A 19,493-nucleotide genomic window follows, 5' to 3' on the forward strand; every position below is an offset into this window, starting at 1 on the left:
AGAAACTCTGCCGCAGCTCCGTCATCGTTTGCGGCTCCGCTCACGATACTTTCGCAAGCTCTGCGTGAAGGCCTTCTGAATGTCCGGGGGCTGTTGGGCCAGCAGTTTTTCCACGTCCGCCTTGCTGGGCTGGTCATTCAGCGCCGCCAGGCACAACGCGGCAGCAAGTGCATCCGGAGCACCCTCAGGAAGGTCAATGCCATGGGGTCTCACGCTCAGCTCGCCTTTGGGCTCATCCACACCATCGTAGGGGAGGGATCGAAGAAAGTAGCCTCCCTCCAACATGAACCGCAGCAGATCCAGCGACGGCGCATCTCCCATATCGCGCAGGGTGGCCATCGTACGCCACCTATTGGCCTGACGCGGATGGGACAATGAAAATCTGGCAAGGGGCTCCAGCAGCGGCCATTCGCCAAGCCACGGTTTGAAGTTCCCGAGCCCAAAGATCCAGCGCGCCGCCCCTTCCCATTCGGCTGTAGAAGGCCGCGCCTTTCGGATCGCCGCGACCACCGCCTCCTGCGGCAGGGCCACGATCCATTCTGTCAGGATCAGCTGCTCAAACCGCGGCACCATTGACCAGTTGTTGTGGTCACCACCGAGGAGTTTCAGGAATAACGTCGCCTGATCCTCTGCGGACGGAAGCTCCCTCTTCAACATCTTGAGAAACGCCTCCGGCTCCTCTCCAGCAAGGGTGGCATCCGTCACGGTCCACGGCAGGCACCTGCGGTAGCTCTCCCGTCTGCGTTCCTCTGTGCTGGCCTGTCGCTCCAGCATGTCCATCTCCTCCTTGGCCCGGGCGTGCCCATGTCGGGCCAGCCAGTCTTGGAGATACGCGGCGGCCCGATCTGTCAGCACCCCGTCTGACGGCCACTCTCCCCCACGCCACCGGATGGATTTTCCGTGATGATGGCTAATGGCTGCCACAAGCACATCCCCATCATAGAACTCGAACGTCGGTTCACCGCGACACATGCAGAAAAATCCATCCTGGCTGTCCGACACTTCCAGATGCGTGGCCAGCTCTGCGATGATACGGGGATCCCGCGTGTCATGAAACGTCACCGCCACTTCCCTCTCATAAAGAGGGGCTCCACCCGTGCGGACCTTCAGACGGTCTGCGGACTTCAAGACTGGTGCCAGCACCGCATTCATGCTGCGGCGCACCTCACATTGAGGATTCATTTCCGCGAACCGGTCCACCTTGCCTTCAGTCACTATTGCCAGCAGCAGGTTGGCTGATTTCAGGGCAGGCAGGGTGATTTGCGGCAGGTTCCCCACCGGAGAGACGGCGGCATCGAGGGTTCTCAGCTTCGGGAGAGTTTCCAGCGACTTGAGATTCAACGGCACAAGCAGCCTCTTATCGAACGTGCGGATGTGCCCCACTCGGAGCTGGCGGAGCTCCACCAACCCGCTGAGCCAGTCTGCCCTCCCAAGATAGTCACAGGAGTCAGCGATGAGGGTTTTCAGGGAGGTGAGACTGCCCAGTGCCTGCACCTGCTGCGCCTCACGGCATCTGGGGAGGCTGAGGTACTCCAGCGGCAACCCTTCCACAGTGGCAAAGTCAAAGCGTTCCGGACTGATGGACCGCAACGCAAGGAACCTCAGCTCTCGGAGATGTCGCAACTGGCTCATGTCTTCAAACCCTCCGCTGGAGGAGGAGGCCAGCTCCAGGTGACGCAGAGTGGCAGGCAGCGTCGGGAGCCGGTTTCCACCATCCGGCATCGCCCCCTTCTCCAGGACCACCATCACCCGAGCCAGATCCAGTTTGTGAAGCAGGGCTTCCAGAGCAGGAGACCATTTCTCCAGAGTCACGCCCCTGAGCCGCCGCAGGTCTGCCTCGCTCATGTTCACAAGGCGATGCTCCAGCCCTGTGTCAGCCCGAGCATCGACTCGACAAGCCACCAGCACTTTCCTACCTCCTGGCATCATGCGATAGAGCAGATGGTCCTGCTGCTGCCCCTCAAAGTCGTAGCTCCCCGGTTCATCCAGGGTCAGCGCGAGACGGTTCACCATCACTTTGTCGCCTGGCTCTGGCCCGTCGCCGCCCTCCACATGCCAAATTGGTGGCTCGATAGGTTCGCCATTCAGGGTGAAGCGAAACTTCTCCGGTGCCCCTGCCGCAAGTGAGGTTTGCAGGAGGCAAAAGCTCCAGAGAAACAGAAACACTATTTTTACCACGCCGCCAAGGTGGCATGACGAGATTGCGTCAGTCGATGCAAAAACCTCGTTATCTGGCCGGCCCCTCAGGGCTGCTCACCCCTCCATCGTCTCCACCCGCATCCATACCGGCGTTTCCCGCACACACTCCAGCGCCGCGATGCTGCCGATCGCTTCCTTCACGGTCGCCAGTGTCGCGTCATCGAGCATCAGGATCAGGGAGGTGAACTCCGAGCCCAGCTCCTCTGGCTGCATGACGCTGGAGATGCCGATCCCGCGGTCACCCAGCAGGGCGGCCACCTGGGCCAGAACGCCCGGCTTGTCGTCCACCTTCAGCCGCACGTAGTAGTGCGAGATGGTCTCGGCCGCCGGCTTGCTCTTTCCATAGAGACCGTGAGGCACGAACCCGCTGTGGCGCTGGCCATACACCAGGGTGGCAGCCGCCTCGGCCAAATCGGAAATCACACTGGAGGAAGTGGGGTCCTGTCCGGCCCCTTTGCCGTAGAAGAGGGTCTCCCCCACGATGTCGCCATTCACGAGCACCGCATTGTATGCGCCGCTCACGCTGGCCAGGATGTGGCTGCTGGGCAACAGGCTCGGACGGGTGCTCACCTCCACACGCCCCTTGGCATCGGCGCGAATCACGCTCAGCAGCTTGATCGTGTAGCCCAGCTTTTCGGCAAAGGCCATGTCCGTGGGCGTAACGCGCTCGATCCCCTCCACATGCACGTCCTGGGGCTTGATCCAGAAGCCGTAGCTCAGGGAGGCTAGAATGATCGCCTTGTGCGCCGCGTCCCAGCCGCTCACGTCCAGCGTGGGATCCGCCTCGGCAAAACCGTGCGCCTGGGCCTCGTCCAGCGCCTGCTCGTAGCTGATCCCCGCCTCTTTCATGCGGGAGAGGATGTAGTTGCAGGTGCCGTTGATGATCCCGTGGATGCTCTTGATGTGGTTGCCCACGAAGCCTTCCTGCACCGTCTGGATGATAGGGATGCCACCCGCCACGGCTGCCTCAAAGTAAATCGGTACGTGGCACTGCTCCGCCAGGGCAAAGAGTTCCTGCCCACGCTCAGCGAGGAGCGCCTTATTGCCCGTCACCACCGGCTTCTTCGCCCGCAGCGAGGCGCACACCAGATCAAAGGCCTCTGTCGTGCCACCCACCAGCTCCACCATCACATCCAGATTCGGATCCGCGACGAGCTCCCGCCAGTCGCCCGTGATCATGTCGGCCGGGATTTCAGCACCGCGCGGCTTGGTGACATCGCGTACCGCGATTCTTTCCACTCGCAGTACACAACCAGTGCGCTCTTTCAGCAGACCCCCGTTCTGCCGGAGATTTTTGAAAACTCCCATCCCCACATTTCCCAAACCTGCGAGACCGATACGAACGAGACGGGGGCTGGGCACGTTGCTGGACATGATTTTAGCGGGAAAATGAGGCGCGCATCATGCATGGGATACCTCCCTCACGCAACCCAGTCTTCAGCTTGAAAGATTTCTATAAATCTGAGAAACAAACTATCGATTTGAAAAAAATTCAACCTTGTCACCGCCTTTGCGGTCTGTTGGGATACCTCCATGCGCATTTTCAGTACCCTGGTAGCCATGCTCTTCTTGAGCGGTTCCGTCGTCCACGCTGACGATGCGGGCGGGGTACCTGTGGTGACCAGCGCAGCGGCCGTAGGAGCCAGTGGCACCGCCAGTGCCGTGCTGCCCTCCTCCGCGTTGCCGCACAACTCGCGGGCCATTGTGCTCGTCATTGGGGTGGCTGCCGTCCTGGTGACCTTCCAGCGGGCTCTGACTGCCCCCAGGAAAAGCGCCTGAGACACGCTCCGCATTCGTGCGAGAGCCAGCACCTGATTGGGCTTCGACGGGCAAGGGCCATTTCCTTTGCTTGATTCCCGCCCCCTTTGCGGGCATGGAAGCAGCTCCCAATCTATCACCATGTCCAGGAAACCTGTTGTACTCATCATTCGCGACGGCTGGGGGATCAATCCCGGCGGCAAAGCGGCGGCGGCCGATAACGGCGACGCCACCCTGCTGGCTCACACCCCCTTTCACGACGAGCTCTATGCCAAGTACCCCTGGAGCACGGTCAGTGGCAGCGGTGAAGACGTGGGCCTCCCGGAAGGCCAGATGGGCAACAGTGAAGTGGGCCACCTCAATCTCGGTGCCGGCCGCGTGGTCTATCAGGACCTGACCCGCATCAACAAGTGCATTCGGGAAGGTGAACTCGCCCAGCAGCCCGTGCTGGTGGACGCCTTTGCCAAGGCCAAAGGAAAGCGTCTGCATTTCCTCGGTCTGGTGAGCGATGGTGGGGTGCACTCCCATCAGAACCACCTGGCCGCCCTGTGCGACGCCGCCAAGGCCGCCGGAGTGGATGACATCTTCGTCCATGCCATCACGGACGGTCGCGACACCTCCCCCAAGGGCGGTGCCGCCTATGTGGCCAAGCTGGAAAAGGACCTCGTCCCCAGCGGAGCCAAGATCGCCACCGTCATCGGCCGCTACTACGCAATGGACCGCGACAAGCGCTGGGAGCGCAACAAGCTCGCCTGGGACGCCATTGTGCTCGGCCGGGGCGAAGTTCACACCGACGCCCCGAGCGCCGCAGTGGCCGCCGCCTACGCCGCAGAACCCCGTGGCGATGAGTTCCTGCTGCCCATGATCTTTGCTGACGCCAATCAGCAGCGCATCCACGACGGCGATGTGGTGCTGTGGTTCAACTTCCGCGCCGACCGCGCCCGCCAGTTGAGCGAGGCATTCCTGCTGTCTGATTTCAACGGATTCGACCGCGAAGTCACCCCCAAGGTGGCCTACTACACCCTCACGGAGTATGACCAGACCTACTACGACCTCGGCTGCCAGGTCATCTTTGGGCCGGAGAGCATGAAGAACATTCTCGGCGAGGTGGTGTCTGCCGCCGGCCTCAAGCAGTTGCGCGCTGCGGAGACCGAGAAGTACCCCCACGTCACCTTCTTCTTCAACGGCGGGGTGGAAACCCCGTTTGAAGGCGAAGAGCGCTACCTCGCCATCAGCCCCAAGGAAGTGGCGACCTATGATCAAAAGCCCCAGATGAGCGCTCCGGACCTCGCCTTCGAGCTGGTGCGTCGCATTGGGAACTACGACCTCGTCATCATCAACTTCGCCAACCCGGACATGGTGGGCCACACCGGCATCGTAGAGGCCGGCGTGCATGCGGTGGAGACGATCGATCTGGGCGTGCGTCTGGTGGTGGAAAAGGTGCTCTCCCTGGGCGGCAAGCTCTTCATCACGGCAGACCACGGCAACTGCGAGCAAATGCGCAATGCCGACGGCACACCCCACACGGCTCACACGACGAATCTGGTTCACGGCATCTACGTGGCCGCCGATGCCGCGGAACACAATGTGCGCAATGGCAAGCTGGCGGACATTGCCCCCACCCTGCTGCACATGCTGGGCGTCGCACAGCCGCTCGAGATGACCGGCAAGTCGCTCCTTGAGCCCAAGGCCTGATCCGGCCTGTCCTGATAATCGTCCCCGATCTGGTTGAAAAGCTGCTTCCTCGTCTCTGCGGGGGAGCAGCTTTTTTGCGGCCCGGTCCACCCTGATAGGGCGTTATGTCCCGGTTCCACCAGTCTTGCTTGCCTCCCCCAGCCGAAAGCGTATCCTTTTTATATGAACAATGATGTGGTGGCGGTGGAGTTGCGCAATGTGCTTCCCATGGACAACGGCCATGCGGTGTTCCTGGGCAACGCGGAGAAGACGTTTGTCATCTTCGTGGACGAGCCCGTCGGCACCGCCATCACCATGTCGATGCGTGGCATTGTCAAAGACCGCCCCCTCACCCATGACCTCATGAGTCACCTGCTCCGGGCCTTTGGAGCGAAGGTGGAGCGCATGATCATCAACGCTCTGGACAACGGCGTCTTCTACGCCCGCCTCATCATCAGCGCCCAGAACGAAGTACAGCAACGCAAGGTGGTGGAGCTGGACGCCCGCCCCAGCGACAGCATTGCCCTCGCCGTCGCGCAGAACGCCCCCATCCTCGTGGCCAATGAAGTCTGGCAGTCCGTGGATGACGTCAGCGAGACCCTCGATCAGGTGCAAAAACGCGGCCGCCGCAAGGAAGACGAGTGACCCCTTCGGGGTGGAGACAGAAGACTGGAAGACACCAGACATCAGACTTGAGCTGACGCATGGGAGGAGGTGCCCAGCGAAGCTGGTCAGTAAAAGGTGCGAGGGAACGTCCTTGTCCCGGTCCGCCACAAGCGTCCCATGACCCGCCTATTCTTCAAGGTTTCCCGTCAGAGCGTCAGCTCAGGTCTGGTGTCTTCCAGTCTGGTGTCTGCCGCTTCGCGGCGAAAAAAAAGACAGGCCGGACCACCCGGTCCGACCTGCCTTTTTCGCACGCTTCCTCACTCCGATGGTTAGTCGGAAATCCTTGTCATGGGGCACTAGCTGCCAGACACCGCATCACGGCCGCGCTCCCCTGTGCGGATCCGGATGGCCTCCGCAACTTCACTGACGAAAACTTTGCCGTCACCAATCTTGCCCGTATTGGCGGCTTTCACGATCGCCTCCACCACCGTGTCACAGCGATCAGACTCAACCACTACTTCAAGTTTCACTTTGGGAAGGAAGTCCACCGTATATTCACTCCCGCGGTAGATTTCAGTATGTCCTTTCTGGCGACCAAAGCCCTTGACCTCGACGACCGTCATCCCCTGAACACCAACTTCGGCGAGGGCTTCTTTGACGTCTTCCAGCTTGAAGGGCTTGATAATGGCTTCGACTTTTTTCATAGAGTTTGGTTTGGTGGAGGGGATGGGGTGAGAGGTTGTTGCGGTTGTCCGGCTGGATTGCCTGATTCCTGATCAACACATTAGCGGGCACCGTGCCAACTCACGACGAATTTTGAAAAAGATGGTTAAGACCACTTTCGGCACAATGAATTTTTGCAAACCCCCGTCGCGAAGCTTGGCAAGCCTCACTCGGCATGTTTCTATCAGTCTATCCAATCAAAACCCACCTCATGCAAACACCATTTGTAGTTCTCTTCCCCGCCCTCCTCGCAGCTTTCACCCTCAGCGCCAACGGGGCAGACAAAATTACGCTCCGGCAGCACTGGGAGCCCGGAAAGCTGTATAAACAGGAAAATGTCACAGACATGTCCATGGTCATGCCCGGCTTGGGAGCCGCAGGCGAACAAAAGACGAACATCATCCAGAGCCTTACCGTCGGCGTCACCAAAGATCCTGGTTCCGATAATAAGTCCGCTGAAGTCAAGTTTGCCGCCATCAAAGGTTCCATGACCATGATGGGCCAGGTGATGACCTATGACTCCGCAGATCCCGCCAAGTCCCAGCCCTTCCTGCAACAGGCCTTTGGAGCGATGGTCGGCAAGTCCTTCACCATCGTTTACGACAAGGATGACAAGTTCGTCTCCGTAAAGGGCATCGAAAACCTGGCTCCGACACCGCTGGGCAAGACCCAGGCGATGGATGGCAAACAACTTGCCGAAGCCTTCCGCAAATCCAGCGAGATGGGGCTGCCCAAAGACCCTGTGGCCGTGGGCGACACCTGGAAGGTGGAAGAAAAGATGGACCTGCCCCCCATTGGCAAACTCGTCATCAAAGCCACCGGTAAGTTTGACTCCCTGGCCACGGTCAAAGGAGCCAATACCGCAAAGCTGCTCATCACAGGCGAGTTTTCCACCGAAGGCGACAACCAGATGGTGAAGCTCGGCGAAGGTTCCAAGTTCGACGCCGAAGTGCTCTTCGACCTGGACCGCAAGGTGGTCGTCAACAACGTGACCAACACCACTCTGAAACTGAATGTGGGCGGCAAAGAAGCTCCCATGACCCAGAAGGTGACCACCGCCCTGACTGGCATCGAAGACCTCAAATAAGGCGGAACTCGCCTTACTCTTCGCAAGATCAAAAAAAGCGGATGATGCAAAGCATCATCCGCTTTTTGATTTCGACCACAAAGGCCGGAAAGGGATCTCAGAGAAACCGATCAATCAACCGCCCACCGCGTAGCGGGTAAAGCGACGCACGACGATGTTCTCGCCGAGCTCAGCGATCTTGCTCTTCACAAGGTCGCGAATGACGATCTTGTCGTCCTTGATGAAGGGCTGCTCAAGCAGGCAGTTGTCAGCAAAGTACTTGTTGATTTTGCCTTCAACGATCTTGTCCACCACGTTGGCGGGCTTGCCCTTGACCTGGTCAGCCGCGATTTCGCGCTCTTTCTCAAGCAGGGTTTCCGGCACGTCTTCGCGCTGGAGATAGCTCGGGTTGGCAGCAGCGATGTGGAGGGTGAGGTCCTTCACAAAGGTCTGGAAGTTCTCGTTCTTGGCCACGAAGTCGGTTTCGCAATTGACTTCGATCAGCACGCCCACGCGACCAGCCATGTGAATGTAGCTGGAGATAATGCCTTCCTTGGCTTCACGATCCGCCTTGCCCGCCGCCTTGGCGATGCCCTTCTTGCGCAGGATCGTTTCGGCCTCCTCGATGTTGCCTTGGGCTTCGGTGAGGGCCTTTTTGCAGTCCATCATGCCCGCATTGGTCTTCTTGCGGAGGTTGTTGACGAGTTCAGCGGTGATTTCAGCCATGGGTGATAACAGAATGAAAGATTAGAGGGAAACTAAAGGGCGCGCAGCAAAGGCTGCGCGCCGGGAAACGAAGCAGCAAGCAACGAAACCGACTTACTTCTTCACCTCGGCCTGGGCCATGAGGATCGGGTCGATCAGCTTCTGCAGGATGATGCGGATGGAGCGGATGGCGTCGTCGTTGGCGGCGATCGGGTAGTCCACTGCGTTCGGGTCAGCGTTGCTGTCCACGAGGGCCACGATCGGGATGCGAAGGCGGGTGGCCTCATGCACCGCGATGTGCTCACGGGCGCTGTCCACGATCACCATGGCGTCCGGAAGGCCGTCCATGTAACGAATGCCCTTGAGGTTGCGCTCAAGCTTGGCCTTCTCACGGTTGAGGGCCGCGATTTCCTTCTTGGACATCGCCTTGAACTCGGGGAGCTTCGGGAGATCTTCAAGGTACTGCCAGCGGGCCACGCTCTTGCGGATGGTCGCCTGGTTGGTGAGCGTACCACCGAGCCAGCGGTGATTCACATAGAACTGGCCGACGGCGGTAGCCGCTTCCTGCACAGCTTCCTGAGCCTGGCGCTTGCAACCCACGAAAAGGATGCGCTTGCCCTTGCGGGTCAGGTCAGCAAGGAAGTTTGCAGCAACTTCAGCCTGCTCGAGCGTCTTCTCGATGTTGATGATGTGGATGCCGTTGCGGGCCTCCAGAAGGAACCCCTTCATCTTCGGGTTCCAACGGCGGGTTTGGTGACCGAAGTGTACTCCGGCCTCGACGAGTTCTGCGAGTTGTTGATAGGACATGATGCTGACGGAGCCTGAGACCGCACTTTCCCATCCTGGAAGGACAGGCCAGCTCATTCTTTGGGGAATGATCCGGTCGGCAGGCGGATAAACGTTGAACTAATACTGAAACCCTCCCCGCCCGGCGGAAAGGGGCAGGCAGGATAAAGGCAATTGTTGAATGCGCAAGGAGAATTGCCGGGGTGGGAAAAGTGAAAAGTTGAGAGTGAAAAGTCAAACGTGGGGGAGCAGTTTTCGGTGGGCTCACTGAGGCAGTCCCGCATGCGGGACTGGACTCCGTACAGCTTCCAAAGGCTTCGTGAGTCCGATCTTTCGATTGATCAACCTGTCAGAAGCTCTTCCTCGGAGTGGATCTGGCCACATGCCCAACGTTGGCGAGCTTTCAGCGAGTCTATGTTGGGTGGAGGCGAAGAGTGCTTACTCCGAAGGAGTTGCCGGCGGTCTGACTGCACCGCTCGCCGCTTTCCACGGCCTTTGGCCCAATGGCAAGGGGCAAAGACCTCGCGGCTCTTTGCCCCTCCCCTCCCGGGAAAAAATCCCGAAATCTTGATTCAGCGCTGATCAATAGCTCTTCGCAAACACCACGCGGCGGGAACTTGGCTTCCCTGTCAGGAAGCAGGTCCCTTCCTCGGCGAACTCGTCGCCATTGGGAATGCAGCGGACGGTGACCTTGAGCTCCTTCTGAAGCCGCTCTTCATCCGCACTGCTGCCAGCCCAATGCATGAGGGCAAAACCGCCGTGGATTTCAGGCTTGTCTTCGTTCTGGGGCGTGAAGAAGGCACGGAACTCTGCCTCGGTGTCGAGCTTGCGCATGTGCTCGTCACGAAGCGCGGTGGCGCGAGCCAGCAGCTGCTTCTGGATGTCGGCGAGGATGTCGCCCACATCTTGAATGAACTGCTCCTTGGGGATGAACTCCTTCTCTTTGGGGCCGCGGTCGCGGCGCGCCACCGCCACACTGCGGCTGGTGATGTCACGTGGACCGATCTCGACGCGAAGGGGCACCCCTTTCTTGATCCACTCCCAATTGCGCTGGCCGCCGGCAATGTCCCGCTTGTCCACATGGACGCGCAGCGGTTCGCCATGGAAGGCGTGGGCACGTAAGGTTTTGGCCAGGGCTTCGCACGCATCGATCACCGCATCCTTGGTATCGGGCTTGGGAGTGACCGGAAGGATCACGATTTGCGTGGGAGCGATCCGGGGAGGCAACACCGCACCGTCATCGTCTGCATGGGCCATCAGCAGCGTGCCGATCAGCCGGGTGCTCACGCCCCAGCTCGTCGTCCACGCGTGATGACGAAGGTTGTCGCGGCCCAGGAACGCGATGTTGGCCGCCTTGGCAAAGTTTTGACCCAGGAAATGCGATGTGCCTGCCTGGATGGCCTTGCGGTCCTGCACCATGGCCTCAACCGTGAAGGTGTTCAGCGCACCAGGGAAACGCTCGCGCTCAGTCTTTTCCCCCGGAATGGCGGGAATGGCGAGGTAGTTGCGCAGGAACTCTTCATAGACGCCATGCATCAGCTTGGCCTCTTTCATGGCTTCCTCGGAGGTCTCATGGGCGGTATGCCCTTCCTGCCAGAGGAACTCCGCCGTGCGGAGGAAAAGACGGGGGCGCATCTCCCAGCGCATCACATTGGCCCATTGGTTGATGAGCAGGGGCAGGTCGCGGTAGCTTTCCACCCAGCGGGCGAAAGCGGCCCCAATGATCGTCTCAGAGGTCGGACGAATGACGAAGGGCTCTTCGAGCTTGCCGGAGGGCTCCATTTTCACGGTGCCGTCGGGCTGTTTCACCGCTTCGAGACGGTGATGGGTCACCACCGCACATTCGGTGGCGAATCCTTCAGCGTGCTGGGCTTCCTTTTCCAGGTAGCTCAGCGGGATCAGCAGGGGGAAATAGGCATTCTGGTGCCCCGTTTCCTTGAACTTGGCATCGAGGTGTTTCTGGATGAGCTCCCATATCCCGTAGCCCCATGGTTTGATGACCATGCAGCCTCGCACCTCAGAGTTTTCAGCGAGATCGGCAGCGCGGACGACTTGCTGATACCACTCAGGAAAGTTGTCGGCGCGGGTGGGGGTAATGGCGGAGGCAGTGCTCATGTCGGAAAACCCAAGCAATGCAGGAACCCGCGCCCACTTGCAAGCACCAACTGGGGAGGAAGCTGTGAAGGGGAGGCACCGGGGGTCCCACCCCAAACAGGGCGACACCGATCCAAATGCTCCCTTGCCGCCGCTCGCCGTCTGGCCAGATCCTCCCTTCAGCGGGCACCGTCAAAATGAAGGCACGCCCTTGGAAACGAACTGCTGCCGCTAGGGTGCCATCATCGAGGGGCCCTGTTGAATGGTGCCGTCAGGCATCAACATGTTCGGCCCTTGCCTCTTTTTGTGAAATCCGCCACGTTCCAGGACCCAAGGCTGATTCCAGCGGAAAGCCGTGCTTGGGGAGTCATCAAACGTCGTAGGCACATAGGAGCTTGTGTAGATTTCCTCTCCGCTGTCGTCATTGGCCTCACCACGATGGGTGTCATCCGATGGGCAGACCCAGTTGGTCTTGGCCACGCCATAGTCCTTCAGTTTCTCGTACCACCATTTCCACTCCCTCTCTTCATCATCATAGCCTTCCTCAGGAAGCTGGGGCCAGACCATTTCATGGTCCTGCATGTAGGTGTTGAACCCCACATGCATGATTCTCATGTTGGAAATGCAGGCGGCGTAGCCTGCCATGTTCCGAAATTGGCCGAACACAGGGAACGAGATGGTCGCCAGCAACGCCACAATGGCGATGACGATCAACATCTCAATGAGGGTGTATCCGTGGGGGGCGGGGCGTTTTCTCATCTCTCACTAAAAGGAAAATGCCGCGCGACGAATCGCGCGGCACAAAGGGACTTCAGATCAAGCTGGAAACAGGCTGACCAAATTAGCGGGAACCCAAGAAGAAGCGACGGTTGCCGTATACGGTCAATTTCTGCGTCTCGGCGTTTTTCTGCACTTCATTGATGTCCTTCGGCGTGATCGCGGCAAGGAATTCCGGATCGCTCAGGAAGTCAAAGATGGCACCCAGATCTGGCGCCTGGCCTCCGTCCTCAATCTGAATGTCCGTCAGACCTTCAGCGATCTGCTGGGCAAGACCCGAGATGATCGGCTGTGCGTCCGGGGAGATCAAGGTGATCTTGCCGGTGCCAGCGAAACGAAGCTCAGGATAGGTCTTCGTGATTTTGGCAACGAAGTTGGTGTTGGCGACGAAACCGCGGCCACCGTTGTTCACCACGCTGGTGGAGGAGTTGACGGTGTTGCTGGAACCGAACAGGAAGAAGCTGCCCTGGGTGTTCGTGGAAGCCTGGTCGCTCAGAGTCACTTCGGACTGGGAGTTGGTGACGCAGGTCACTTCGCGACGGTCCATGTCCACCATGCCGGAAGCGGTGCCGAAGAATGCGATGCCCTTGTAGTAAAGGACGCTACGGTTCAGGTAGCTGCCCACCGTCGAGTTGGAAGTGGTCGTGCTGCCACCGCCGCCCGTTGCACCTGAGGCCACGGAGGGACCAAGGTCCACGTTGTTCGCCCACTGAGCGTAGCCGGAACCGTTTTTGTAGCGCAGGGAGGCCTGAAAAACGCCTTCGTTATCCAACGTGGCGCTGTAGTCGCCGTTGTCGAAAGGACCGCCCACCCAGGCAAAAGCCTGTGAGCCCGACAGGAGCGCAAGACCAGCAAGAACTGAAAATAGCTTTTTCTTAGTCATGGGCCTGAAACTAGCGGACTCGTACGCATCCCTTCAAGATTTTTTTTGAAATTCATTCGTTTCGCTTCGACTGCATTACCCCATGCCCCCGGACTACCATTTGCACACCCCTCTTTGCAAACATGCGGAAGGCCATCCTCGTGAGTATGCCGCTGCCGCTGTGGCACTTGGACTGCCAGAGATCGGCATGTCCGACCACAGCCCGATGAAGTCGCACTTCGACGACTGGCGGATGGAATGGGAGGAGTTCCCCCGCTATTTGGAGATGGTGGATGAAGCAAGGGCTCAGTACCCCTCCCTGCCTATTCGACTGGGACTGGAGGTGGACTATCTGGAAGGAGGAGAGGCCTGGGTGGAGGAACTCGCCACCAAGGCTCCATTCGACTACCTGATTGGCAGCGTGCACTACATCGCCCCCGGCTGGGACGTGGACAACCCCAAGCACCTCTCGCGCTTTGCGGAACACGGCGTGGGCGAGATCTGGGCCACCTACTGGAAGTTGTTCGAAAAAGCGATTCGCTCCCGGCTTTTTGATTTCATGGGACACCCAGACCTCCCCAAGAAATTTGGTCACCGCCCGTCGGGGGATCTGCGGCCTTACTATGCCCCCACGATCCAGGCTCTGGCGGATACCGGCACAGCCATCGAAATCAACACGGCAGGGCTGCGGAAGGATGTCCGCGAGATGTACCCCAGCCGGGAGTTTCTGGAGATGGCGTTCTCCGCAGGGGTGCCGCTGCTCATCAACTCCGACGCGCATGCACCGGGGGAGGTTGGTGCAGATTTCGACAAGGCCGTGGCTCTGGCCCGGGAGGTGGGCTACACCCACACGCTCAAGTTTGTGGGCCGGACCGCCACCCCCATCCCCCTCTGAACCCAGTCCGCGACGCCCATGTTACTCAAAGCCCGTGGCCTTCAAGTCCGCTTCCCGCGACGCCCGCTGGTCATGGGCATCGTGAACATCAACGACGACTCGTTTTCAGGTGACGGATCACTCGATGCCGGGGTCGCCCTGGCCCAGGCGAGGCAGTTTCTGGAAGCAGGAGCCGACATCATCGATATCGGCGCAGAGAGCGCCCGCACTAATCGTGCCGCCATCACCGAGGACGAGGAAGTCACCCGGCTCCTCCCCTTTCTACAAGCCTGGCCTGCCCTGATAGCGGGATTTGCCAACCCACCCTGGGATTCCGACCAGCTCTGGCCGCCGATCTTGTCGATCAACACCTGGCGCAGCGGGGTGATCGAGCGGGTGCTTCCCCTGGGCGGAGATTTGATCAATGACATCTCGGGACTGCCAGACGCACGCAATGCCGAACTGTGCGCCCAGCACGACGCCGCTCTGCTCATCATGCACAGCGTGGGCGAACCCAAAATTCCCCACACCCACGTCAGTTATCCGGACGTGATGGAAACGCTGGACCGCTTTTTTGAAGAAAAGCTCTCGTTGGCCAAGACTGCCGGCCTTTCTGAAGAACGGGTGCTCCTCGATCCTGGTATCGATTTTGCCAAACAACGCGATGACAACCTGGCGATCTACCGGGAACTGGATCGGTTGCACCGCTTTGGCCGCCCCCTCCTGTTGCCAGTCTCCCGGAAGACCGTGATCGGCCAGGTCTTGGAGCTGCCGAACCCGCAGGACCGGGATGCTGGCACGGTCGCCTGCATCGCCGCTGGCCTACGCCGTGGAGCGCAGATCTTTCGTGTGCACCATGTAGAAGCAGCAGCTCAAGCGGTGAAAGTCCTCTGGCAGACCACTCAGCCGGGGCCAATCGCTACTTCCGTCGGGTAAGAAGCAAGCCCACCATCTGGATCACCAGGCCCACGGCCAGGGAAACAGCCCCGGGTTTGATTTGGGTTTTCGCGATGATGGAGTTGAGGTCCATCGCCGGGAGACCGGCCGCCTTCAACTCCTCAAAGCCAGCGGCAAGAAGATCCACTTTGCTCCACAGATCTTTGATCAGAAAGCTCAACGCACCGACGGCGATGACCCAGGCGATCCAGGCAAATTTGGCCGATCTCAGCCAGGCCAGTGCCATCACGATCACTGCGGCAGATACCAAGGTCCACGCCGCGGCCCGGTTCATCTCAAAGAGGCTCACCACCCCGATCATCGGCATGTTCAACACCTCGCCTTTGGCACCCCAGAGAATGAGGGACGCCCCAACGAGGGAGAGCACGAAACGAGGAAAGGGCATGACTTTGGCGGATGACAACGATTTAGGAGCGAATCGCAGTTCAGGCAACCGCTCAATTTCTTCTGACCGCAAGGGGGGAACGGCAGGATTCATGATATCGGTCTAAACGGGGTGTCCGGCGCACCCCTGCAAAGGGGCGCGCCGGTGGGGTTTTGTGAAGACCCCGGGCTCGAAGGGGGGCGAACCGTGTGGGGCCTTCAAGAGCATGCATTTGCAAATCCGGGTGATTGTGACAGGAAAAGTAAAACATTTTCCCCGCCGTCCGTAGAATTCCATACAGGGTAGTGCTCGCTTCCGGTGCACTTTGTGCTTTGGTAAGCTCCTATCATCCCTGCTACTGCGGCCCAGTTCGACTCGCAACACCGTGAGCCACTATGAACGACAAGTTCTCCACTGCCCGATTCTCCACTTCGCATGACTCCACGTTTGTGACCAAGTGGGATGTGGTCAACCGCGCCAAAGGAGGCGGGATGGACCGCGACTCGGCCAATGCGCTGGAGGAACTTTGCCGGATTTACCGCCACCCGATTTACATCGCGCTCCGGTTCAAGCACGGGTACGAGCATCATGACTCCGAGGATCTGGCCCAAACCTTCATCACCTGGCTGATCCACGGGGACTATCTGAAGCGCGCCGATCCTGAAAAAGGTCGTTTCCGTTCCTTTCTGCTGAGCTATCTGGACAATTTTGTGGCCAATCACCGCCGCAAACAACACGCCCAGAAGCGGGGCGGCCACGCCATCCACGTGCCGGCGGAGTTCCCCAGTGAGACCAACCGCACGGCGGTGGAACCACGGGATGACAACACTCCGGACAAGGAATTCGACCGCGCCTGGACGCTGGCCACCTTCCGCGAAGCGCTGGACCGACTGCGCGCCAAGTTCGTGGCAGAAGGCCGGGGCGAGGAATTCGAGACCCTCCAGGACTTCCTCCTCAGAAAAAGAGGCGAAGGTGAAAGCTACGAAGTGGCCGCCGGCCGCCTGGGCATCACCGAGGTGACCATGCGCCAGCGCGTCTCCCGCTTTGGCAGAAAATTCCGCCAGATGCTTGAGGAAGTCATCAAGCCAATGGTGAGTGAGGCCGAACTGGATGATGAACTGAGCTACCTCTGGCGCTGCTTCGAGAAGTAGCCCTGCTTGGCATCACTTTCGGGAACACAGCCAGGCCACCAGGTCACAGAGCTCCTGTTCACTCATCGTCATGTCCAACCCCATGGGCATGAGACTCGTCGTGAGGGCGGTTTGCGCAGAGATGCGGTCATGCGCGAGGCTCTTCTCCTGCCCGGCCAGATCCACCAGCAAAAGCCCCTCCGCGGTGTGACTGCGGATCAGCCCCATGTGGCTCTGTCCATCTGACGTCTCAATCGCATGGGTTTCATAGTCACGAGCCAGGGTGGCACTGGGAAACAGGATGCTCTCCAACAGATCGCGTTCCCGGCGGATGGCTCCGATGTGACTGAGGTCAGGTCCAATGGCCCGCCCCAAGCCCGCCACCTGATGGCAGGCCACGCAAGTGCCCCGTCCAGTTTCAAACAGTTTGCCCCCTTCCTGAGGACGGCCCTTCTCTTTGACGAGCGTGGCCAGCGCTTCCAGCCGCCGCTTCTTGAGTTCGATGGCGTCATGCGCCTTCTCCAATGACGGACGCAACCCGGCAAAGACGTCCGCCGGCCAGTCACTGCAGAGCGTCCGGACAGTGCTTTCCTCGATGCTACCCAATGCTGGGGACGCCGCCAGGGCCCGAGCGATCAGCCGCCCCTGCTCTGGCTTGCCGTATTTCCGCAATCCCTTGAGCCATTCGGCCAGCTCCAACGGTCCACACAGGGGCAACTCAGCCAGTACCGCAGCCAGTTGGGTGTCCGTCAGCCGGGCCGCCGCAAGCATCCGCACAGCCTCGATGCGGGCTGCGATATTGACCGGGTCCGCTGCCGCCTTGGAGAGGAGGTCAAAGGAGGCGCTGCGCACCGCCCCACCCGAAGACGAAAGTGCCGCCAGGGCTTTCAAACGCAGCGACGATGGCTGAGCATCCTCGGCCGCGATGCGTTCCAGGACAGGATCGAACTGGGGAGACTTCAATCGCTGCACGACGCCAAGCAGCACGGGCAAGGTATCCTTCCCGGCTGCCCCCGGCTCGGCCAGACGGGTCAGGTCCGCCAAAAGCGGAGCGATGATGCCTTCCACCGAAGGGACGGCAGTCGACTGGGCGGCGATCTGCAACGCCAGACGCCGGGTGCCCGCGTCCGCATGGGCCAGCATGCGGGCCAGAACCTGCGCCGCCGCCGGATTGCCCAGCCGGTTCTTCAAGACCCTCTCTACCACGGCCGATTGGCCCGGCGCAAGCTGACTGCCCTGCAACCATTCTTGAAACGTCGCGACATTGGCATCGACCGCCTCGGGGATCAAATCGAGGCCAAACAGGGCCGCCTCCTTCGTCAAGGGCTGATCATTGCCGAGACCACTGGCGAGGCTGACCAGCCGCACGCTGTACGCGGCGCGGTCCGCCGCAGGTCCGCTGCCGTCGATCCGGGAAAAGTTGGCCGCTCGAACCTCCCGACTCCGCAGGCGGTCGTTCGCTGGAGATCCTCCGCTACTGAGAAGGTCCTGCGCCGACGTCAAGGCAGCCAGAGCCCGGATGCCCGCGTGCTCCAATGCAGGATCCACCTCGGATGCGAGAAGCTTTTTCAGTGGTTCAAGCAGGGTTTTGAGGTCAGCCCGGCGCGCCAGGGCATCGCAAGCCATCCTTTGCCGGGACGGAACGCCGGACGTCAACGCAGCGCGAACCTCCTCTTCCTTCTGCCATATCCAGGGAGTGCCAGGAGATGGCGGGGGAGCTTCCTGAACCAGGCGGGTCGATTGAGCCCCAGACCCGCTCTTCCGGATGCGGTAAACCGCCCCTGTCACATCCGGTTTGGCCATGAGACTGCTCGGACAACCAATGCGAAACCACCCTCCCGTGTCGAGCACCAGCAACGAACCATCGCGGTCTTCAATCACATCCGTCAGGTGCGCCTCGGGGTCGTGGATCTTCAGAAACTCACGTTCGACCGCTTTGTAGGTCGACCCAAAAGGCTCCAGTTCCATCCTCACCACCCGCTGCGTGTTGAAGTGGGTGACGAACAGGGTGTGCCTCCCAGGTGATGAAGGAAACAACGCACCGGTCCGGTCAAACGTGCAGCCTGAGACGGCCACATGACCGAAGTTGTGGATCACCGGCATGTGTTCCAGCGTTCTGGGCAGGCCGGTGATGGCCTTCATCATGTCCGCCCGCTCGTACACTCCGCCCTCCAGCCAGTGCATGAGGGTGTCACCGCGAGGCTGGGAGTGATAGAGATTGCAGGTCCCGATGATGTCGCCTTCGGGAGTGAAATCGATTTCAGTGGGATTGTCCGCGCATCCGAGTGAGTGCCACCGCACATCGGAGCCGTCCGGCTGGCACGACCAGATCCCCGAAGCCAGGCCTTCATGGACGAGCGCTCCGTCAGCACCCTGCACCACGCGGTGCCCCTTGCGGCCATGGCACCAGTAAAGCCTGCCATTGGGATGAAGAAACGGGCCATGGATGTCGGCCGCGTTGCCTGTGTAGTCGAAGCCGCCCACGATCATCGTCCGATCCTCCGCCACCCCATCGCCATCGGCGTCCCGCAACCGCCAGATGCCGGGAGGAGAGGCAACGTAGAGAGCACCCTGATGCCAGCAGGCCCCCTGGGGAAAGGTCATCTTGTCCGCAAAGACAGTCGCACGGTCATAGACTCCGTCCGCATTGTCATCCACCAGCTTGAGGACCCGATTGGGTAGCTGGGTTTCCAATTCCACTTTGTTCAGGTTGAGGCCCGCCGCATCTCCCAGGTAGAGCGCCCCCTGCGGATCCACACAGCCCATGATCGGGTGACGCACCAACGGCGGCGCGACGGCGGCAACCAGCTCCAGGCCTTCCGGCAAGGTGTACCGCGGAGGCGCGGCCGATCCCGGTTGTGACCCAAAGTGATACAATAGTGCTGCCAAAACGATAGATTTCCGACTCATGGCCGGAG

General features: G+C 60.1%; 17 protein-coding genes. 7 read left to right on the plus strand and 10 right to left on the minus strand.

Annotation, left to right across the window (positions count from 1 at the left end):
- Positions 1 to 21: 21 nt before the first annotated feature.
- Together BV034_RS30455 and BV034_RS30460 are read right to left on the minus strand one after the other, a co-directional pair.
- Positions 22 to 2,178, minus strand: a complete 2,157-nt coding sequence (locus BV034_RS30455) for a hypothetical protein (RefSeq protein WP_265593649.1) — start codon at positions 2,176 to 2,178, stop codon at positions 22 to 24.
- 75 nt (positions 2,179 to 2,253) lie between these two features.
- Positions 2,254 to 3,573: a homoserine dehydrogenase gene (locus BV034_RS30460; protein ID WP_081888232.1), complete on the minus strand. Its 1,320-nt coding sequence runs from the start codon at positions 3,571 to 3,573 to the stop codon at positions 2,254 to 2,256.
- A 159-nt stretch (positions 3,574 to 3,732) separates the two neighbouring features.
- Here BV034_RS30460 and BV034_RS30465 point away from each other — a divergent pair, with 159 nt between their 5' ends.
- From BV034_RS30465 to BV034_RS30475, 3 genes are all read left to right on the plus strand, one after another.
- A complete protein-coding gene (locus BV034_RS30465; protein WP_050030717.1) occupies positions 3,733 to 3,978 on the plus strand; it encodes a hypothetical protein in 246 nt (81 codons plus the stop codon).
- 120 nt (positions 3,979 to 4,098) lie between these two features.
- Complete coding sequence (gene gpmI / locus BV034_RS30470) at positions 4,099 to 5,652, plus strand: 2,3-bisphosphoglycerate-independent phosphoglycerate mutase (RefSeq protein WP_050030718.1); 1,554 nt, start codon at positions 4,099 to 4,101, stop codon at positions 5,650 to 5,652.
- Positions 5,653 to 5,814: 162 nt separating this feature from the next.
- Positions 5,815 to 6,276: a bifunctional nuclease family protein gene (locus BV034_RS30475; protein ID WP_050030719.1), complete on the plus strand. Its 462-nt coding sequence runs from the start codon at positions 5,815 to 5,817 to the stop codon at positions 6,274 to 6,276.
- A gap of 317 nt (positions 6,277 to 6,593) precedes the next feature.
- Here BV034_RS30475 and BV034_RS30480 read toward each other — a convergent pair whose 3' ends face one another.
- Positions 6,594 to 6,941: a P-II family nitrogen regulator gene (locus BV034_RS30480; protein WP_009958904.1), complete on the minus strand. Its 348-nt coding sequence runs from the start codon at positions 6,939 to 6,941 to the stop codon at positions 6,594 to 6,596.
- A 230-nt stretch (positions 6,942 to 7,171) separates the two neighbouring features.
- On the opposite strand from BV034_RS30480, the gene BV034_RS30485 reads away from it, so the two are divergent.
- Positions 7,172 to 8,047, plus strand: a complete 876-nt coding sequence (locus tag BV034_RS30485; protein ID WP_050030720.1) for a DUF6263 family protein — start codon at positions 7,172 to 7,174, stop codon at positions 8,045 to 8,047.
- Between the two features lie 114 nt (positions 8,048 to 8,161).
- On the opposite strand, the gene tsf is transcribed toward BV034_RS30485, so the two are convergent.
- The 5 genes from tsf to BV034_RS30510 all read right to left on the minus strand — a co-directional run bounded on the left by tsf (position 8,162) and on the right by BV034_RS30510 (position 13,271).
- Positions 8,162 to 8,752 (minus strand): translation elongation factor Ts, encoded by a 591-nt coding sequence (gene tsf / locus BV034_RS30490; protein WP_050030721.1) that lies wholly within the window; start codon positions 8,750 to 8,752, stop codon positions 8,162 to 8,164.
- A 93-nt stretch (positions 8,753 to 8,845) separates the two neighbouring features.
- Positions 8,846 to 9,538 (minus strand): 30S ribosomal protein S2, encoded by a 693-nt coding sequence (gene rpsB / locus BV034_RS30495; RefSeq protein ID WP_029190155.1) that lies wholly within the window; start codon positions 9,536 to 9,538, stop codon positions 8,846 to 8,848.
- Positions 9,539 to 10,099: 561 nt separating this feature from the next.
- Positions 10,100 to 11,632, minus strand: a complete 1,533-nt coding sequence (proS, locus tag BV034_RS30500) for a proline--tRNA ligase (protein ID WP_050030722.1) — start codon at positions 11,630 to 11,632, stop codon at positions 10,100 to 10,102.
- A gap of 210 nt (positions 11,633 to 11,842) precedes the next feature.
- Positions 11,843 to 12,370 (minus strand): type II secretion system protein, encoded by a 528-nt coding sequence (locus BV034_RS30505; protein WP_050030723.1) that lies wholly within the window; start codon positions 12,368 to 12,370, stop codon positions 11,843 to 11,845.
- An 82-nt stretch (positions 12,371 to 12,452) separates the two neighbouring features.
- Positions 12,453 to 13,271, minus strand: a complete 819-nt coding sequence (locus tag BV034_RS30510) for a hypothetical protein (RefSeq protein ID WP_050030724.1) — start codon at positions 13,269 to 13,271, stop codon at positions 12,453 to 12,455.
- Between the two features lie 82 nt (positions 13,272 to 13,353).
- Between BV034_RS30510 and BV034_RS30515 the strand changes: the two genes are divergently transcribed.
- Together BV034_RS30515 and folP are read left to right on the plus strand one after the other, a co-directional pair.
- Complete coding sequence (locus tag BV034_RS30515; RefSeq protein WP_050030725.1) at positions 13,354 to 14,145, plus strand: histidinol-phosphatase HisJ family protein; 792 nt, start codon at positions 13,354 to 13,356, stop codon at positions 14,143 to 14,145.
- A gap of 18 nt (positions 14,146 to 14,163) precedes the next feature.
- The gene (gene folP / locus BV034_RS30520) at positions 14,164 to 15,060 is read left to right on the plus strand and encodes a dihydropteroate synthase (RefSeq protein WP_265593650.1); all 897 of its coding nucleotides are present in this window, start codon (positions 14,164 to 14,166) and stop codon (positions 15,058 to 15,060) included.
- On the opposite strand, the gene BV034_RS30525 is transcribed toward folP, so the two are convergent.
- Positions 15,044 to 15,466 carry a hypothetical protein gene (locus BV034_RS30525; protein WP_265593651.1) on the minus strand — a complete coding sequence of 141 codons (423 nt, stop codon included), beginning with the start codon at positions 15,464 to 15,466 and terminating at the stop codon, positions 15,044 to 15,046. The genes folP and BV034_RS30525 overlap by 17 nt on opposite strands.
- A gap of 374 nt (positions 15,467 to 15,840) precedes the next feature.
- Here BV034_RS30525 and BV034_RS30530 point away from each other — a divergent pair, with 374 nt between their 5' ends.
- Positions 15,841 to 16,596, plus strand: a complete 756-nt coding sequence (locus BV034_RS30530) for a hypothetical protein (RefSeq protein ID WP_050030728.1) — start codon at positions 15,841 to 15,843, stop codon at positions 16,594 to 16,596.
- A 12-nt stretch (positions 16,597 to 16,608) separates the two neighbouring features.
- Here BV034_RS30530 and BV034_RS30535 read toward each other — a convergent pair whose 3' ends face one another.
- A complete protein-coding gene (locus BV034_RS30535; protein WP_081888238.1) occupies positions 16,609 to 19,485 on the minus strand; it encodes a PVC-type heme-binding CxxCH protein in 2,877 nt (958 codons plus the stop codon).
- Between the last annotated feature and the right edge of the window lie 8 nt (positions 19,486 to 19,493).

The organism is Verrucomicrobium sp. BvORR034, assembly GCF_000739635.1.
GTDB lineage: Bacteria > Verrucomicrobiota > Verrucomicrobiia > Verrucomicrobiales > Verrucomicrobiaceae > Verrucomicrobium.

Bases quoted from the DNA above. Each gene is read 5' to 3' on its own strand.
- BV034_RS30505 (WP_050030723.1), bottom strand. From the start codon at position 12,370: ATGAGAAAACGCCCCGCCCCCCACGGATACACCCTCATTGAGATGTTG.
- BV034_RS30475 (WP_050030719.1), top strand. From the start codon at position 5,815: ATGAACAATGATGTGGTGGCGGTGGAGTTGCGCAATGTGCTTCCCATG.
- rpsB (WP_029190155.1), bottom strand. From the start codon at position 9,538: ATGTCCTATCAACAACTCGCAGAACTCGTCGAGGCCGGAGTACACTTC.
- tsf (WP_050030721.1), bottom strand. From the start codon at position 8,752: ATGGCTGAAATCACCGCTGAACTCGTCAACAACCTCCGCAAGAAGACC.
- gpmI (WP_050030718.1), top strand. From the start codon at position 4,099: ATGTCCAGGAAACCTGTTGTACTCATCATTCGCGACGGCTGGGGGATC.
- proS (WP_050030722.1), bottom strand. From the start codon at position 11,632: ATGAGCACTGCCTCCGCCATTACCCCCACCCGCGCCGACAACTTTCCT.
- BV034_RS30510 (WP_050030724.1), bottom strand. From the start codon at position 13,271: ATGACTAAGAAAAAGCTATTTTCAGTTCTTGCTGGTCTTGCGCTCCTG.
- BV034_RS30485 (WP_050030720.1), top strand. From the start codon at position 7,172: ATGCAAACACCATTTGTAGTTCTCTTCCCCGCCCTCCTCGCAGCTTTC.
- BV034_RS30460 (WP_081888232.1), bottom strand. From the start codon at position 3,573: ATGTCCAGCAACGTGCCCAGCCCCCGTCTCGTTCGTATCGGTCTCGCA.
- BV034_RS30465 (WP_050030717.1), top strand. From the start codon at position 3,733: ATGCGCATTTTCAGTACCCTGGTAGCCATGCTCTTCTTGAGCGGTTCC.
- BV034_RS30515 (WP_050030725.1), top strand. From the start codon at position 13,354: ATGCCCCCGGACTACCATTTGCACACCCCTCTTTGCAAACATGCGGAA.
- folP (WP_265593650.1), top strand. From the start codon at position 14,164: ATGTTACTCAAAGCCCGTGGCCTTCAAGTCCGCTTCCCGCGACGCCCG.
- BV034_RS30530 (WP_050030728.1), top strand. From the start codon at position 15,841: ATGAACGACAAGTTCTCCACTGCCCGATTCTCCACTTCGCATGACTCC.
- BV034_RS30525 (WP_265593651.1), bottom strand. From the start codon at position 15,466: ATGCCCTTTCCTCGTTTCGTGCTCTCCCTCGTTGGGGCGTCCCTCATT.
- BV034_RS30480 (WP_009958904.1), bottom strand. From the start codon at position 6,941: ATGAAAAAAGTCGAAGCCATTATCAAGCCCTTCAAGCTGGAAGACGTC.
- BV034_RS30535 (WP_081888238.1), bottom strand. From the start codon at position 19,485: ATGAGTCGGAAATCTATCGTTTTGGCAGCACTATTGTATCACTTTGGG.